General features: G+C 70.4%; 10 protein-coding genes. 4 read left to right on the forward strand and 6 right to left on the reverse strand.

The genetic code is table 11. The features are described 5' to 3' along the window. Positions 1 to 60: 60 nt before the first annotated feature. Positions 61 to 2,778 (reverse strand): aconitate hydratase AcnA, encoded by a 2,718-nt coding sequence (gene acnA, locus ACZ60B_RS24760; RefSeq protein WP_469390430.1) that lies wholly within the window; start codon positions 2,776 to 2,778, stop codon positions 61 to 63. A gap of 311 nt (positions 2,779 to 3,089) precedes the next feature. On the opposite strand from acnA, the gene ACZ60B_RS24765 reads away from it, so the two are divergent. The 3 genes from ACZ60B_RS24765 to ACZ60B_RS24775 all read left to right on the forward strand — a co-directional run bounded on the left by ACZ60B_RS24765 (position 3,090) and on the right by ACZ60B_RS24775 (position 6,534). Further along, complete coding sequence (locus tag ACZ60B_RS24765) at positions 3,090 to 3,287, forward strand: DUF4236 domain-containing protein (RefSeq protein WP_469390432.1); 198 nt, start codon at positions 3,090 to 3,092, stop codon at positions 3,285 to 3,287. Between the two features lie 65 nt (positions 3,288 to 3,352). Continuing rightward, positions 3,353 to 4,882: a UDP-N-acetylglucosamine 1-carboxyvinyltransferase gene (locus ACZ60B_RS24770; RefSeq protein ID WP_469390434.1), complete on the forward strand. Its 1,530-nt coding sequence runs from the start codon at positions 3,353 to 3,355 to the stop codon at positions 4,880 to 4,882. Between the two features lie 659 nt (positions 4,883 to 5,541). Further along, positions 5,542 to 6,534 carry a hypothetical protein gene (locus tag ACZ60B_RS24775; RefSeq protein ID WP_469390438.1) on the forward strand — a complete coding sequence of 331 codons (993 nt, stop codon included), beginning with the start codon at positions 5,542 to 5,544 and terminating at the stop codon, positions 6,532 to 6,534. A 115-nt stretch (positions 6,535 to 6,649) separates the two neighbouring features. On the opposite strand, the gene ACZ60B_RS24780 is transcribed toward ACZ60B_RS24775, so the two are convergent. Further along, complete coding sequence (locus ACZ60B_RS24780) at positions 6,650 to 7,699, reverse strand: C40 family peptidase (RefSeq protein WP_469390440.1); 1,050 nt, start codon at positions 7,697 to 7,699, stop codon at positions 6,650 to 6,652. Positions 7,700 to 7,920: 221 nt separating this feature from the next. Between ACZ60B_RS24780 and ACZ60B_RS24785 the strand changes: the two genes are divergently transcribed. Next, entirely contained in the window at positions 7,921 to 8,307 is a 387-nt protein-coding gene (locus ACZ60B_RS24785; RefSeq protein ID WP_469390442.1) for a hypothetical protein, read from the forward strand. Between the two features lie 220 nt (positions 8,308 to 8,527). Here the strand turns inward: ACZ60B_RS24785 and ACZ60B_RS24790 are convergent, their stop codons facing one another. The 4 genes from ACZ60B_RS24790 to ACZ60B_RS24805 all read right to left on the reverse strand — a co-directional run bounded on the left by ACZ60B_RS24790 (position 8,528) and on the right by ACZ60B_RS24805 (position 14,845). After that, on the reverse strand, positions 8,528 to 10,300 hold the full coding sequence (locus tag ACZ60B_RS24790; RefSeq protein ID WP_469390567.1) for a type IV secretory system conjugative DNA transfer family protein: 1,773 nt from the start codon (positions 10,298 to 10,300) through the stop codon (positions 8,528 to 8,530). A gap of 26 nt (positions 10,301 to 10,326) precedes the next feature. After that, positions 10,327 to 11,796, reverse strand: a complete 1,470-nt coding sequence (locus ACZ60B_RS24795) for an ATP/GTP-binding protein (protein WP_469390569.1) — start codon at positions 11,794 to 11,796, stop codon at positions 10,327 to 10,329. Between the two features lie 221 nt (positions 11,797 to 12,017). Further along, a complete protein-coding gene (locus ACZ60B_RS24800) occupies positions 12,018 to 13,511 on the reverse strand; it encodes an SCO6880 family protein (protein WP_469390444.1) in 1,494 nt (497 codons plus the stop codon). A gap of 176 nt (positions 13,512 to 13,687) precedes the next feature. Beyond that, positions 13,688 to 14,845 (reverse strand): hypothetical protein, encoded by a 1,158-nt coding sequence (locus ACZ60B_RS24805; RefSeq protein ID WP_469390446.1) that lies wholly within the window; start codon positions 14,843 to 14,845, stop codon positions 13,688 to 13,690. Between the last annotated feature and the right edge of the window lie 87 nt (positions 14,846 to 14,932).

Genomic DNA, 14,932 nt, shown 5'->3' on the forward strand with positions numbered 1-14,932 from the left:
CACGGCGAAGGGCCGCATCCCCGGTGCGGGGGATGCGGCCCTTCGCCGTTCGGCGGGTGCCTAGTTGCGGATCAGGTTGCGCAGCACGTACTGCATGATGCCGCCGTTGCGGTAGTAGTCCGCCTCACCGGGGGTGTCGATGCGGACGACCGCGTCGAACTCCACACCGGTGTCGGTGCTGACCTTGACCGTGCGCGGCGTGGTGCCGTTGTTCAGCTCCTCGACGCCGGTGAAGGAGAAGGTCTCCTCGCCGGTCAGGCCGAGGGACTCGGCGTTCTGGCCCTCCGGGAACTGGAGCGGCAGGACGCCCATGCCGATGAGGTTCGAGCGGTGGATGCGCTCGTACGACTCGGCGACGACGGCCTTGACGCCGAGCAGCGCGGTGCCCTTGGCGGCCCAGTCGCGGGACGAGCCGGAGCCGTACTCCTTGCCGGCCAGGATGGCCAGCGGGGTGCCCTGCTCGATGTAGTTGCGGGAGGCGTCGTAGATGAACGACACCGGCGCGTCGGCCTGGGTGAAGTCGCGGGTGTAGCCGCCCTCGGTGCCCGGCGCGATCTGGTTGCGCAGGCGGATGTTGGCGAACGTACCGCGGATCATGACCTCGTGGTTGCCTCGGCGGGAGCCGTAGGAGTTGAAGTCACGACGCTCGACGCCGTGCTCGGTGAGGTACTGGCCGGCCGGGGTGTCGGCCTTGATGGCACCGGCCGGGGAGATGTGGTCGGTGGTGACCGAGTCGCCGAGCTTGGCGAGGACGCGGGCGCCGGTGATGTCGGAGACCGGGGTGGTCTCCATCGTCATGCCCTCGAAGTACGGGGGCTTGCGCACGTAGGTCGACTCGGCGTCCCACTCGAAGGTGTTGCCGGTCGGGATCGGCAGCGCCTGCCACTGGGCGTCGCCCGCGAAGACGTCCTGGTAGGACTTGTTGAACATGTCCTCGCCGATGGCGTTCGCCACGACGTCGTTGACCTCGGCCTCGGAGGGCCAGATGTCCGTCAGGTAGACCGGGTTGCCGTCCTGGTCGGCGCCCAGGGCGTCCTTGGTGATGTCCACCTTCATGGAGCCCGCGATGGCGTACGCGACGACCAGCGGCGGGGACGCCAGGTAGTTCATCTTGACGTCGGGGTTGATCCGGCCCTCGAAGTTCCGGTTGCCGGAGAGGACCGAGGTGACCGCGAGGTCGTGGTCGTTGACGGCCTTGGAGACCTCCTCCGGCAGCGGGCCGGAGTTGCCGATGCAGGTGGTGCAGCCGTAGCCGACCAGGTTGAAGCCGACCTTGTCGAGGTAGGGGGTCAGGCCCGCCTTGTCGAAGTAGTCGGTGACGACCTTGGAGCCCGGGGCGAGGGTGGTCTTGACCCACGGCTTGCGGGTCAGGCCCTTCTCCACGGCCTTCTTCGCGACGAGCGCGGCGGCGACCATGACGTACGGGTTCGAGGTGTTGGTGCAGGAGGTGATGGCCGCGACGGTGACCGCGCCGTGGTCGATCTCGTAGGTCGTGCCGTCGGGGGCGGTGACGGTGACCGGGTTGGACGGGGCGCCGTTCGGGGCGACGGCCGGGGCGTCGGAGGCCGGGAAGGACTCCTGGCCCGCCTCGTCCACGGAGTCCACGTAGTTGCGGACGTCCGTCTTGAACTGCTCGGCGGCGTCGGCGAGGACGATACGGTCCTGCGGGCGCTTCGGGCCGGCGATCGACGGGACGACCGTCGACAGGTCCAGCTCCAGCTTCTCGGAGAAGTCGGGCTCGGCCTTCGGGTCCAGCCAGAGGCCCTGCTCCTTGGCGTACGCCTCGACGAGCGCGACCTGCTGCTCGGAGCGGCCGGTGAGCTTGAGGTAGTTCAGGGTCTCGTCGTCGATCGGGAAGATCGCGGCGGTGGAGCCGAACTCCGGCGACATGTTGCCGATGGTGGCGCGGTTGGCCAGCGACGTGGCGGCCACGCCCTCGCCGTAGAACTCGACGAACTTGCCGACGACACCGTGCTTGCGGAGCATCTCGGTGATGGTCAGCACGAGGTCGGTGGCGGTCGTGCCCGGGGTGAGCTCACCGGTCAGCTTGAAGCCGACGACGCGCGGGATGAGCATGGAGACCGGCTGGCCGAGCATCGCGGCCTCGGCCTCGATGCCGCCGACGCCCCAGCCGAGCACGCCGAGGCCGTTGACCATGGTGGTGTGCGAGTCGGTGCCGACGAGGGTGTCGGGGTACGCCTGGCCGCCTCGGACCATGACGGTACGGGCCAGGTGCTCGATGTTCACCTGGTGGACGATGCCGGTGCCCGGCGGGACGACCTTGAAGTCGTCGAAGGCGGTCTGGCCCCAGCGCAGGAACTGGTAGCGCTCCTTGTTGCGGCCGTACTCCAGCTCGACGTTCTGGCCGAAGGCGTCCTTCGTGCCGAACTTGTCGGCGATGACGGAGTGGTCGATGACCAGCTCGGCCGGGGAGAGCGGGTTGACCTTGGCCGGGTCGCCGCCCAGCTCCTTGACGGCCTCGCGCATGGTGGCGAGGTCCACGACGCAGGGCACGCCGGTGAAGTCCTGCATGATCACGCGGGCCGGCGTGAACTGGATCTCCTGCGACGGCTGCGCCTGGGAGTCCCAGTCGCCGAGCGCGCGGATGTGGTCGGCGGTGATGTTCGCGCCGTCCTCGGTGCGGAGCAGGTTCTCCAGCAGCACCTTCAGGCTGTACGGAAGGCGAGCCGAGCCTTCCACCTTGTCCAGCCGGAAGATCTCGTACGACTCGTCGCCCACCTGCAGCGTGCTGCGGGCGTCGAAGCTGTTCGCCGACACGACAGTCTCCTTCATTGATGTGCGCGTACCACCGTCGATCCTGCCGCCACACCAACTTGGCCGATCCGCTAAGGTGAGGCTAAGTTAGGTAACCCTTACTAGTGGGGCGGCAGCGGGGCGCCTCGGCAGATATCTCGATGTCGAGATAACTCTAGTACATGGGGGCTGGATGGTCATGCCCGGCCCGGCTCCGCCATGCCGACAATCGCGCCGCCACGGAGCGGCGGCACGGGAGTACGGCCATCAGTGGGCCGAACCGGGGTAGGCGCAGTACGGACGGACGTTCCCCCGACCCGAACGGAGGGCCCCCGATGCCCCTCACCTTCCGCAAGAGCTTCCGGATCCTGCCCGGAGTCCGCCTGAACATCAACCGCCACTCCTGGTCGATCACGACCGGCGGGAAGCACGGGCCGCACCACACCCACAGCAGCACCGGACGTCGTACGACATCGGTCGATTTGCCCGGACCCTTCGGATGGCGGCGCACCCGTACCGCCAAGCGCCGGTGACGGCGCATCACCCGAATGGCCCCCCTCAGAAGGTGCCATCTCATATCTGAGATAGCCTCAACCTCATGGCAGACGACTACCTCGTACGCATCGGCAAGCTCATCCGTGACGCCAGGCAGCACCGTGGCTGGTCACAGGCACAGCTCGCCGAGGCGCTCAGTACCAGTCAGAGCGCCGTCAATCGCATCGAACGCGGCAACCAGAACATCAGCCTTGAGATGATTGCCCGGATCGGCGAAGCACTGGACAGCGAAATCGTCTCTCTGGGCTACGCGGGTCCGATGCATCTGCGGGTGGTCGGCGGCCGCCGGCTGTCCGGTGCCATCGACGTCAAGACGAGCAAGAACGCGTGTGTGGCGCTGCTGTGCGCCACCCTGCTCAACCGGGGCCGCACGGTGCTGCGCCGGGTCGCCCGCATCGAGGAGGTCTACCGCCTGCTGGAGGTGCTCGGCTCGATCGGCGTGCGCACCCGCTGGATCAACGGCGGCGTCGACCTGGAGATCGTGCCGCCGGCCCGGCTGGAGATGGCGTCGATCGACGCCGAGGCCGCCGTCCGCACCCGCTCGATCATCATGTTCCTCGGTCCGCTGCTGCACGTCATGGACCGCTTCAAGCTGCCCTACGCCGGCGGCTGCGACCTCGGCACCCGGACCATCGAGCCGCACATGATCGCGTTGCGCCGGTTCGGCCTGGACATCGCGGCGACCGAGGGCCAGTACCACGCGCAGGTCGACCGCACGGTCCGGCCCGACCGGCCGATCGTGCTGACCGAGCGCGGTGACACCGTGACCGAGAACGCGCTGCTGGCCGCGGCCCGGCACGACGGCGTCACGGTCATCCGCAACGCCTCCTCCAACTACATGGTCCAGGACCTGTGCTTCTTCCTGGAGGCGCTGGGCGTCAAGGTCGAGGGCATCGGCACCACCACGCTCACCGTGCACGGCGTACCGGACATCGACGTCGACGTCGACTACTCCCCCTCCGAGGACCCGGTCGAGGCGATGAGCCTGCTGGCCGCCGCGGTGGTGACGGAGTCGGAGCTGACCGTGCGCCGCGTCCCCATCGAGTTCCTGGAGATCGAGCTGGCGGTCCTGGAGGAGATGGGCCTCGACCACGACCGCACCCCGGAGTACTTCGCGGACAACGGCCGTACCCGCCTGGTGGACCTGACAGTCCGGCCCTCCAAGCTGGAGGCGCCGATCGACAAGATCCACCCGATGCCGTTCCCCGGCCTGAACATCGACAACGTGCCGTTCTTCGCGGCCATCGCGGCCGTCGCGCAGGGCCAGACCCTGATCCACGACTGGGTCTACGACAACCGCGCCATCTACCTGACGGACCTGAACCGGCTGGGCGGCCGCCTCCAGCTCCTCGACCCGCACCGGGTCCTGGTCGAGGGCCCGACCCGCTGGCGTGCCGCCGAGATGATGTGCCCGCCCGCGCTGCGGCCCGCGGTGGTCGTCCTGCTGGCCATGATGGCGGCCGACGGCACGTCCGTGCTGCGCAACGTGTACGTCATCAACCGCGGCTACGAGGACCTCGCCGAGCGCCTCAACTCCATCGGGGCGCAGATCGAGATCTTCCGGGACATCTGACGCGACGGTGCCGCCGCACTCCGTCCGACCGGCCGGAACGCCGGTCGGACGGAGTGCGGCGGCACCTGTGGGACTTCTCTGGGACTTTGAGGCCGTGCCGACCGCCCCGGGACGTACCGGCCGCTCCGGCCGCCGGGATCTGCGCCGGTGCTACGGCGCTACGAGAAGACCGCGTCGATGGCGGCGCTGCCGCGCGCACCCGCGCGAGGCAGGAAATGCGCGTACTTCCCGAGGGTGAACCCCGAGTCCGAGTGACCGCGCCACCGGGCGAGGGACACGACGGACCCGCCGGCCTCCAACTGCTCGGAGGCGTAGAGGTGACGCAGGGCGTGGAAGCCGTGCTCCCGAGAGGGCTCCCGGACACGTGATCCGTCCGGAGCCTTCTCCTCCAGAGGCGCGATGATGCCGGCCCCGGCGAGAGCGGGCTTCCGGACCTAGGAATTGAAGTAGTCCCGGTTGACCGCCTTCCGCTCGCGTCCGGTTACCAGGAGGTCGTACGTCCTCGGCCGACGGTGCTTGCAGGACCTGAACCATCTGGAGGTCCCCTCCGTTGGGGAAGTGCCAGACAGCAGGCGGAGCGTGCGGGCAGCGGCGGCGTACCGGGGAGAACAGCGCTGGTCACCGTTGCCGGCCTTCGTGGCGACTCCATTGATGACGAGGTGGTGGCACACATGCCAGATGAAGGTCGGCGAAACTTCGCGTCGAACAATCCGTATTCGTACTACGTGAGTGGGCAGGGACAGGCAGGACGGACTTCTGGGGCCGGGGGCCCGATCACCGCTGACGAGGCCCAGCGACGAATGGCCGAGGAGGCCGGCCAGTACATGATGCGGACGGGGCAGCAGGTGGACCAGGCCTGGCTGTCGCAGTCGCCTCCCACCGCATCGGTGTCGACACTGCCTCCCTACAGCACGCAGGCCGCCACCTGGCAGCAGCCCTCGACAGCCGACTGGGCCGCGGTCGACGCGGCAGGAATGGCCCGGTTGCAGGGGCCGAATCAACAACGCGGCGAGGGGACGCCCGCACAGGAAAACCCCGACCAGTGGGACAACGCAACCTTGGCCCCCGATGCCGCGGCTCACGCAGTGGGGTGGCAACAACCCCACCATGAGGCAGGACGGACTTCTGGGGCCGGGGGCCCGATCTCCGCTGACGAGGCCCAGCGACGAATGGCCGAGGAGGCCGGCCAGTACATGATGCGGACGGGGCAGCAGGTGGACCAGGCCTGGCTGTCGCAGTCGCCTCCCACCGCATCGGTGTCGACACTGCCTCCCTACAGCACGCAGGCCGCCACCTGGCAGCAGCCCTCGACAGCCGACTGGGCCGCGGTCGACGCGGCAGGAATGGCCCGGTTGCAGGGGCCGAATCAACAACGCGGCGAGGGGACGCCCGCACAGGAAAACCCCGACCAGTGGGACAACGCAACCTTGGCTCCCGATGCCGCGGCTCACGCAGTGGGGTGGCAACAGGAATGGCCCCAGGCCCCGGTGAACCCGGTGGCCGGCCCAGCCAATGGCAGTTTGCCGCAGCTCACCACAGACGCGACCAGAAGAACCGCGTCATCGGGGAACACCGATAGGCAAGGTCTGCGTCGACAGGGTGCGGTGAGGGACCGCAGGGGGCAGGGAAGAGGCGCAAGAGGAAGCCGCTGACCTGCGGCAGTCATCGACCCGACACTCCGATCAGGAACCTTGTCCCACCGGAGCGCCCCCGTGGGCGACAACCATCCGATGGGACCTTCGGGTCCCGCGGTCGGTGCGGCGCACCTCATGCATCAGGCCGCACCACTCCCAGGATCTCCATCGATCCCGCTGGTGACACGTACACCCAACGCCCCGGCCGCGGCGCCTGGATGATCTTCCCTTCGCCGATGTAGATGGCGACATGGCTGGCGTCGGAGAAGTAGATGATGAGGTCGCCGGGGCGCATCCGGGTGATCGGTACGTGCTTCAGCCGGGCCCACTGTTCTTCGGAGGTGCGGGGGATGGGGATACCCGCGTGCAGCCAGGCCTGGGAGGTCAGACCGGAGCAGTCGAAGGAATCGGGACCCTCGGCGCCCCAGACGTAGGGCTTGCCGAGTTGCTCGGTGGCGTACTCGATGGCCTTCCGGCCGGCGTCGCCGGCCTTGGTGCCGACCTCGTTCAGGACACCCGTGCCGACCCATTCGGCCTGCTCCTCGGCCTGGTCCTGCCGCTCCAGTTCGGCCAGCCGGCGCAGTTGTGCTTGCTGCAGCCGTGACTCCAGGGCTCGGGCGGCGGCGATGCGCGCCTTGATCTCGTCGCGGCTCCTGGCCATGGCACGGCGGCTCGCCTTCAGGCCCGTCAGTTCTTCGGTGGCCTCGTCCGTACGGGCGCGCAGGTCCTTGCGGGCGGCCTGCAACGCGGTCAGCTTCTGCTGCGTGCCCTGCTGCGCCCGCTGGGCCAGTCCCGCGTCCTCCAAGGCGTGCTCGGGATCGGAGGCGAGCGCGAACTGCACCTCGACGGGGAGCGCGCCACCGCGGTACTGGGCGCGGGCCGCCGCGCCGACCAGTGACTCCAGGCGCGCTGCCTTCAGTTCGGCCGCTCTGACCCGGCCGTTCAACACCGTGACCTTCTTCTGCTGCTCGGTGGCCTTCTCGTCGGCGGCGTTGTACTGCTCGGTCGTCACCTCGGACTGGTGGTACAGGTCGTCCAGTTGGCGACGCACCTCGTCGAGGGTGGCCGTATGCGGATCGGGGGCCGCGTGGGCGGTGGACACCTGTGTCGTCATCGTCAGAGCACACAGCAGGGTGACGGCCACCGCTGTGCGGTGGCCGTGCGAGCGCGAGATCCGTGTCATGCGGTCCAAAAATCCCTTCGCAGCCGACGTTTTGAGGGCTTCGCCCACACAACGGGCCTGCGAGGCAGCCTGGTTCAAGAGGTCCGTGGACGACCTGAACCGCGTTGAATCACCCGCCGTTGTGGTCTGCCGTGGGCCCGAGCCGGTGCCGGGCGGTGAAGACGGCGCTTCGAGGGACAAGTTCGTCAGGTTCGTCGAAGGAACGAGGAGAACGGACGGATATGGAGTTGGTACTGCCGGCGCTGGGGACGGGATTCGGTTTCGGATGCCTGCTGCTCGCCACTCGTGCCCTGCTGACGGCCGTACGGCTGTGGACGCGCGGCCTGCGGGTGACGGGAGTCGTCACCGCGCGCGACCCGGCGGACCGGCGACGCGGTGGGCTTGTCTTCTACCACGACCATTTCGGGCGGGATCTCATCCTCGATCCCGGTGCGTACGCGCCGCTGTGCGGGCTGCCTCCGATCGGCCGTTCCGTATCCGTGGTCTATGTACGAGAGCACCCCACGGCGGCACGGCTGTGGACGCTTCGGCATCTGATCGCCCCGTCCTTCGGGTGGTTCCTGTCCTCGACCGTCGCCTTCGGCACCGCGGCGGTGGCCACGTCGTGACGCGCCCGGCCGGCGGGCGGGCCCCCGGCCCGGCGTCCCGCGCGGCTTCGACCGGTCGAGACCTGCTCACCGACGCCGTGCCGAGGGCCCGCGGCGTCAGGCGGGTGACCGCGCGCCCGTGTGCTCCAGCCGGCGGTCACCCCGAGCGGACGGCGTCGTACGATCCCGGACCGCTGTTCCCGGCGCGCGGGGCATCCCGCCCGACCGCCGCCGATCGAGGTCACGTCGGCATGGCGTCCCGTTCCCAGCGCCTGCTCCTCGCCGGCGCCGCACCCCCGGTCGGACGGGCTGCCGCCCGTGCGGTGATCGCGTTCGACTCCGCCTTCGCCTGCGCCGAGATGAGGGCCGCGCCAGGCTCCTTGTACCAGGGGCGCAGCCGGATCAGCGCCGGCCGGATGCCGGTGGCGAGCAGCAGGGCGGTGCCCTTGGGCAGGGCACGGATCTTGTCGGGCGGCAGAATCGACTCCTGTCGGTAGGAGTACGAGCGCTGCGACCCGTCCCTGCTGCGGGAGACGCTCGGCGTCTTCACGTCGTGCTGCCCGACCAGGGTGGAGATCTTCTGCACGAAGTCCGCGTCGTCCAGGCCCGCACCGAGCAGTTTGACGGTCGCCGCGCTCCACAGCGCGTCCATCCCGACCTCGCCCCATACCCGGGCTCCCTGCCGGTAGCTCTGCAACAGAGTCACGACGTTGATGCCGCGGGACCCGAAGTGCGAGTACAGGTCGGGCAGATCGGAAATGCGGCAGACGTTGGCGGCCTCGTCGAGGACCGCGGTCAGCGGTGGGTCCAGGCGACCGCCCATGCGTTCGGCGGCCACCACGCCCGCTCGCATCGTCGCGTCCGCGAGGCCCGCGATGACACCGGCCGCGGAGCCGCCGCCGTCCTTGGACAACAGGTAAAGGGTGTCGGTGCCGACGACGTGCCGGTCGGGGCGGAACTCGGGGAGAAGCGGGTCAGGCGTGACCCAGGCGAGGATCTCCGGGTCGAGCAGGCAGGACACGGTCTGCCTCGCGGTCTCGTAGATGCCGTCCCTGGTCTCCACGGCGCCGCGCACCGTGCCCTGCAACTGCTCCGCCATCGCCACCAGGTCGGCGTCGCGCAGCAGGTCGATCGGGGTGCGGTCGGCGGGATCGGCCAGCCAGCCCAACAGATCCGTGACCGGGGCCCCACCGCGCGCCGCGGCCAGGAAGAGCGCCGTGAGGGTGTTCTGCGCGGCCGATATCCAGAAGTCCTTCTTCGCGGTGTCGTCGTTGACGGATGCGACGAAGTGCCCGGCCAGTCGGCGGGCGCCCTCGATGGTGCGGCAGTCACCGAGCAGGTTCCACCACATGGCACGTTCGGTGTGGGCGATGCCCTGCGGGTCGAACGTCCAGACCCGGCCGGACCTCGCCCGTTCGGCGCGGGTGACGGCGTAGACGTCGGACTTGTTGGAGGTGAGCAGGACGGCGCCCTGGGCGCGCAGCACCCGGGGGACGGCGATGCCCGTGGACTTGCCGGCTCGCGGAGCCATCAGGTCGAGTTCGACGTCCTCGAAGCTGCTGCGCAACTCGGGGCCGCCGGGGTCGAGGTCGCCGAGGAGGTTGCCGGTCTCGTCCGGGTGGACGTTCTCCCGGCCCTTGAGGCTGGGGCGCAGTTCGCGGGCCCGGGCCTCGATGCCCTTGGGGCACATACTCGCCAGCTCGCGCCTGCCGGCCAGGCCCTTGGTGCGGCTCGCCCGGTCCAGCAGGAGCCGTACGAGGAACGCCGTGGGCAGCGCGATCAGGACCAGGAGGCCGAGCATGCCACCGTAGACCGCTGTCGGCGAGGCGCCCGGCCACAGGTCGTCCGCACCGCCGGAGGCGAGGCGCGCCGCGGAGGACAGGGCGAACGGCGGGGCGTCCCAGCCATGGCCGGTGACACCGGCTCCGAGGGTGCCGCCGGCCCAGCCGACGGTGAACACGGTGAGGAAGGTCCCGGCGGCGGCCGGGATCGCCCAGGGGGCGAGCTCGTGCATACCACCGGTCGAGGGTGGTCTGCCGGTCACGCGGTCCACCTTCCCGGCAGGGGCGGTTCCTCCTGGGCGGCTCGCGCCACCTGCTCGGCGGCGTGTGCCACGGACTGCTCGATGGCCTCCTCATTGGGCGTCCAGCGGGTGTTGGTGTTGTGCAGGCGTCGTTCGGCGTCGGTGATGGCCACCTTGATGGGGATGCCGGGCCGGCCGCCGACCTTGATGAGGAAACGGCCGCGGCCGGGCGGCTCCTCGTGTTCGCCGGAGACGCCCCAGCCGGGGGGCGAGGACCAGGACGACACGAGTTCGATCTCACGCCGGGACAGGCCCACCACCTTGCCGAGATCCTCCATCTCCGCCTTGGGCAGTCCGGCGCACACCACCATCCCGGCCCGCTCCACGAAGCCGCGGGCCTTGGCACGGTCGGCGTCGGTGCCGAGCGCCTCGGCGTCCTTGAGGGTGTGAGTGATCTTGGCGTCTCCGAGGCCCAGGGACCGGTTGAGACGGGTCAGCGCGTCGATGCGGTCGACGATGCCGGAAGCGGCCCGCAACGGGCGCCATAGCTCGTCCAGGACCGTGAAGAACCAGCGTCTCGGCGCGAGTCCGGCGTCGGCCAGCGCGTGTGAGGCGGCCACCGTGCCCAGCCCGTCGGACCAGGCGGCGAGCATCGCGGCGGCGGTCAACTGGGTGTCGGCTTCACCGATGCCGGAGATGTCGATGCACACGGCGGGTGCGTCCGGGTGGATGCGGGTGGACGTCTCCGAGGCGAAGGTGTCGCCGAGCGGACCGTCGAGGATGCCCAGCAGTGAGCGGTGCAGCGGGTCCACGGCGTCGCGGTAACGGGCGTCGTCACCTCGGTCCAGGGTGACCGCGCGCACCCGTTCGGGACCCTCGGTCAGGACCCGCAGGAGGTCGGGGAGCAGCACCGCACGGCCTTCGGGGGTGCGTTCACGCAGGTGGTGCAGGACCGCGGAGAGCACCGACTGCTCGTGGTCGTCCATGGGACGGCCACGCACGATGGTGATCAACGCGGCGACCATGTTCAGCACCCGGCCGTGCGTCTCGGCCTTCAGGACCTCGCCCGCCTGGCCGCCGATCCGCGCGGCCGCAGCGCCCATGGCGCCCGGGTCGAGCACGTTGATGCCGCCCCGGCCACGGCCGATGGAGATCACCTGGCCGCCCAGAGCCCGCACGGTGTCGGCGTAGTCGGGCTTGAGGTCGCCGAGCACCAGGGGTACGACGCCGGTCGCACTCAGTCCGATCAGCATCCGGTTGATGAGGGTGGACTTGCCCAGGCCCGGCATGCCGAGCATGAACAGGGACGGATTGGAGATGTAGCGGGCACGCGTGAACCAGTTCAGCGGGTCGCCGCAGACGGTCGCGCCGGTGAAGAGGTGCTGCCCGAGCGGCACACCGGTCATCGGAGATCCGGAACCGGCGGCAAAAGGCCACATGCCGCAAGCCTGCACGGTGGTGGCACGCCACATGGTCGGCGGATCCATGTAGCCGACACGTCCGCCGCCGGGGCCGTACCAGCCGCGCGGTGGGACGTAGAGCTCTCTGGGGCGGGCCGGCTTCTGGCCGCCGGACCGGCCCTTCTTCCCGGACGTCTCCCGCGTCGCGGCCGACAGGCTCGGCGGTGCCGCGCCGTGACCCGCCCGCCACACCCTCTCCTCGGCGATCCGGTCATCCCGCTCGGCCTTCTTCTCCTCGCTCCGGCGGCTCACAGCGCCTCCTGCAACTCGTGCGGTACCAGGGTCTGTTCCCACGGGAGGATGCCGACGGGCAGCGTGCAGCCGAACGCCGCCGCCTGCATGCGGTCGGCCGGGCGCATCAGCACCCGGGACGCCGCGGTCAGATTGCGGACGGCGACCGTCGCGTCGGCCAGTTGGTCGATGTCGTCCACGGTGACGGTCAGCATCAGCGAGAACTCCACGAGCCCGGCACCCGCGGCCTCCTCCGACGCGGTCTGCTCGGCCGCCCGCACCTCGGAGGCGGCGCGTGCCTGCACCATGCCCCGGCCCGACGTGGCCATGAACTGGGCGGCGCGTCGGTCCGCCTCGACGATCCGCGCCGAGGTGGCGGGATCGAGAGGCCGGTAGACCAGCGCGACCCGCTTGCGGCGGGTGCCGGGACTCGCCTCCAGCAGGCCCCTGAGCACCGACGAGCGGACGGTGCCGCGCGGTGCCAGCGTCAGCAGCCATGTTCGTGACACCCCGGAGTCGTGCTGGTAACTGTTCACGGTCTCCACGGCGGCAGCCGGTCCGGCGTCCTCCCACTCCAGGCCCGTACCGCCCTGCTGCGCCCGGGCCTGGAGCACGTCGGCGGCCACCGCCGGGTCGTAGGCGACCCGCACGACCTCGGCGATGCGCTCTGCCGACAGGGGGTACGCGGATCCGCCACCGGCCGCGACGAGCCCGCTGAGCAGGCCCGGGACGCGGACGGCGAGGTCGGTGACCACGTCGTCCTTCCTGCGCCGCTGGCCGCCGGGCGCGCCGTAGGTGAGGGTGACGTAGGTGTGCATCTCGGAGGACGCGGTCGGGTAGCGTTCGACGACCTCTTCCATCACCGCACGGGCGGCAGCGGGGGCGTCGGGCCGGATGCGGGGCAGCACCTCGTTGGCGAGGGCGGTGCCGGGGTCGGGCGCGGTCTCCACGATCAGGGAGGCACCGCGCAGCCCGGGTTCGTGGGCCAGCCGTGCCAGCCACTCGCCCCAGAGAGCCACCCAGACGTCGATCTGGTCCGGGTCGACCAGGGAGCCGCCGTCGGGATCACAGCCCAGCACGATGGTGTACAGGTCGCGGCCCGGGTGGTGCAGGATCCCGAAGGGGCGGTCGTACGCGTCCCGGCCTTCCGTGGCGGTGACCTTGTTCAGCAGGCCGGGCGGGCGGAAGCGTCCGCCCGGCCGCACGGACAGCGGGCCGGACACATACAGATGCGCGCCCCTGGCCCTGCGGCGGCGCCAGCCGACGCGCAGGGCGAGCAACTGGTAGACGTTGCGCCCGTCCTGGGTGCGGATGGCCAGCGGCGTCAGCAACAGCACGACCGGGACGAAGACGACCAGCGCCGCGTACAGCGATATCAACGACGCGAGCAACGTGACGACGAGGCCGCCGAAGACACCGAAGGTACCGACGAGCCCGAGCGGCCCGAGCCCCGGCCGCCGTGGCCTGCGCCAGTTCCCGTAGGTCGGATGGGTGGCGACTTCCGTGGACATGGGTGTCCGTTTCCCTTCGTGGAGCGAGAGGCGTGGCGTGACGGCGCCACACCGGTGGGGGCCGCAGGGGCCGGGAAGTGGGGAGGGCCGCCGGGCTCCACAGGGGGAGCGGGAGCCCGGCGGCCCGTTCAGGGGGCGACGGCGCACTCCGGACACGCCGGCGAGCCGTCACCGGATCAACGGTGGGGGCTGGGGTTGTGGCCCTGGTCGCCGTCGGCGCCGTCCAGGGCACCGGAGGCGGTTCGGCCGAGGACCTGCGCCGCGCTCACCGCCGCCGCGACCGCCGCACCGGCGGCCGGTCGTCCGCCTGCCGCTGCCGCGCCGCGGCCCGCACCCGCCGCCGTGCCCCCGCCCCCGTCGGCGCCTCCGGCACCACCGGGGCCCGTCCTTCCGCCGCCCGATGCTCCCGCGGCGCCGCTCGAACCACCCGCACTGCTCGAACCACCCGCACCGGTCGAACCGGTGCCGCCCGAGCTCCCCGACGCGCCGCTCGGGCCCGGTCGGCCGTGGCTGCCGCCGGCGCTGCCGCCGAGGCCGCCGCCGAGCGACCGGGCGCCGGTGGCCAGGGCGCCACCCGCCGACTGCATGGCTCCGGAGTACGCGGACGCCCCGCCGAGCGCCGCGGTGGCGGGCACCACGAGCTTCAGCAGCGCGGGCAGTGCGACCGCGGCCAACAGCATCACTCCGATTCCGGCGATGCGTTCGTCCACCCCGCTGCTTCCCTCGGCGGTCGACGTGAGCATCTGCATACCCGCGTACAGCACGAGTCCGGCCGCCGGCTTGTACAGCAGCCAGGCGATCAACCAGCCGATGTGCTTGCGCCACCAGCCGCCGCCCCAGTCGGTCATCGACGCGGCGGCGGCCAGCGGCAGAGTGCCGAGCAGCAGGATCAGGACGCCGAGCCGGATGTACATCAGGACCGTGTGGATGATCCCGCCGATCAGCAGCAGGAACGCCAGGATCAGCATCAGGAAGGCCGGGACGCTGTTGTCCCACGAGCAGGCGCCGACCGTTTTCAACATGTCCTGTGCGCCCGCTTTGTACAGATAGGTGGAATAGTCGTCCGCGACACCGACAGCGGCCATCACGATGGTGGTGGCGGCACCCGAGACCAGGATCACCCGCAGTATGCCCTTCAGGGCGGTCGTTCCCGCGGTGCTGCGCCGCTCCACCGCCATGCGGGCGGCCGAGAAGAGCAGCGATCCCACCGCGAGGTAGACCACGAGCCACTGGGTCTGGCCGCTGACGTTCTTCGCCGTGGTGGTGTCCTTCAGTGTGGGCGCAGCCGTGCTGAACACCGATACCGCGCCCACGAGAATCAACTTCGCGATCATTTGGATGATCGTTCCGATGGGATCGGCGAGGAACGAGAAGAAACCCACTATCAGGTCACCGAGCGCATTGCCGGTCGAGCCGCAGGT

Source organism: Streptomyces sp. NPDC104096 (genome assembly GCF_055584385.1).

Coding starts and splice junctions, on each gene's coding strand:
- ACZ60B_RS24765 (WP_469390432.1), top strand. CDS start 3,090: ATGCCCCTCACCTTCCGCAAGAGCTTCCGGATCCTGCCCGGAGTCCGC.
- ACZ60B_RS24770 (WP_469390434.1), top strand. CDS start 3,353: ATGGCAGACGACTACCTCGTACGCATCGGCAAGCTCATCCGTGACGCC.
- ACZ60B_RS24780 (WP_469390440.1), bottom strand. CDS start 7,699: ATGACACGGATCTCGCGCTCGCACGGCCACCGCACAGCGGTGGCCGTC.
- ACZ60B_RS24785 (WP_469390442.1), top strand. CDS start 7,921: ATGGAGTTGGTACTGCCGGCGCTGGGGACGGGATTCGGTTTCGGATGC.
- ACZ60B_RS24790 (WP_469390567.1), bottom strand. CDS start 10,300: ATGCACGAGCTCGCCCCCTGGGCGATCCCGGCCGCCGCCGGGACCTTC.
- ACZ60B_RS24795 (WP_469390569.1), bottom strand. CDS start 11,796: ATGGATCCGCCGACCATGTGGCGTGCCACCACCGTGCAGGCTTGCGGC.
- ACZ60B_RS24800 (WP_469390444.1), bottom strand. CDS start 13,511: ATGTCCACGGAAGTCGCCACCCATCCGACCTACGGGAACTGGCGCAGG.
- ACZ60B_RS24805 (WP_469390446.1), bottom strand. CDS start 14,845: ATGATCGCGAAGTTGATTCTCGTGGGCGCGGTATCGGTGTTCAGCACG.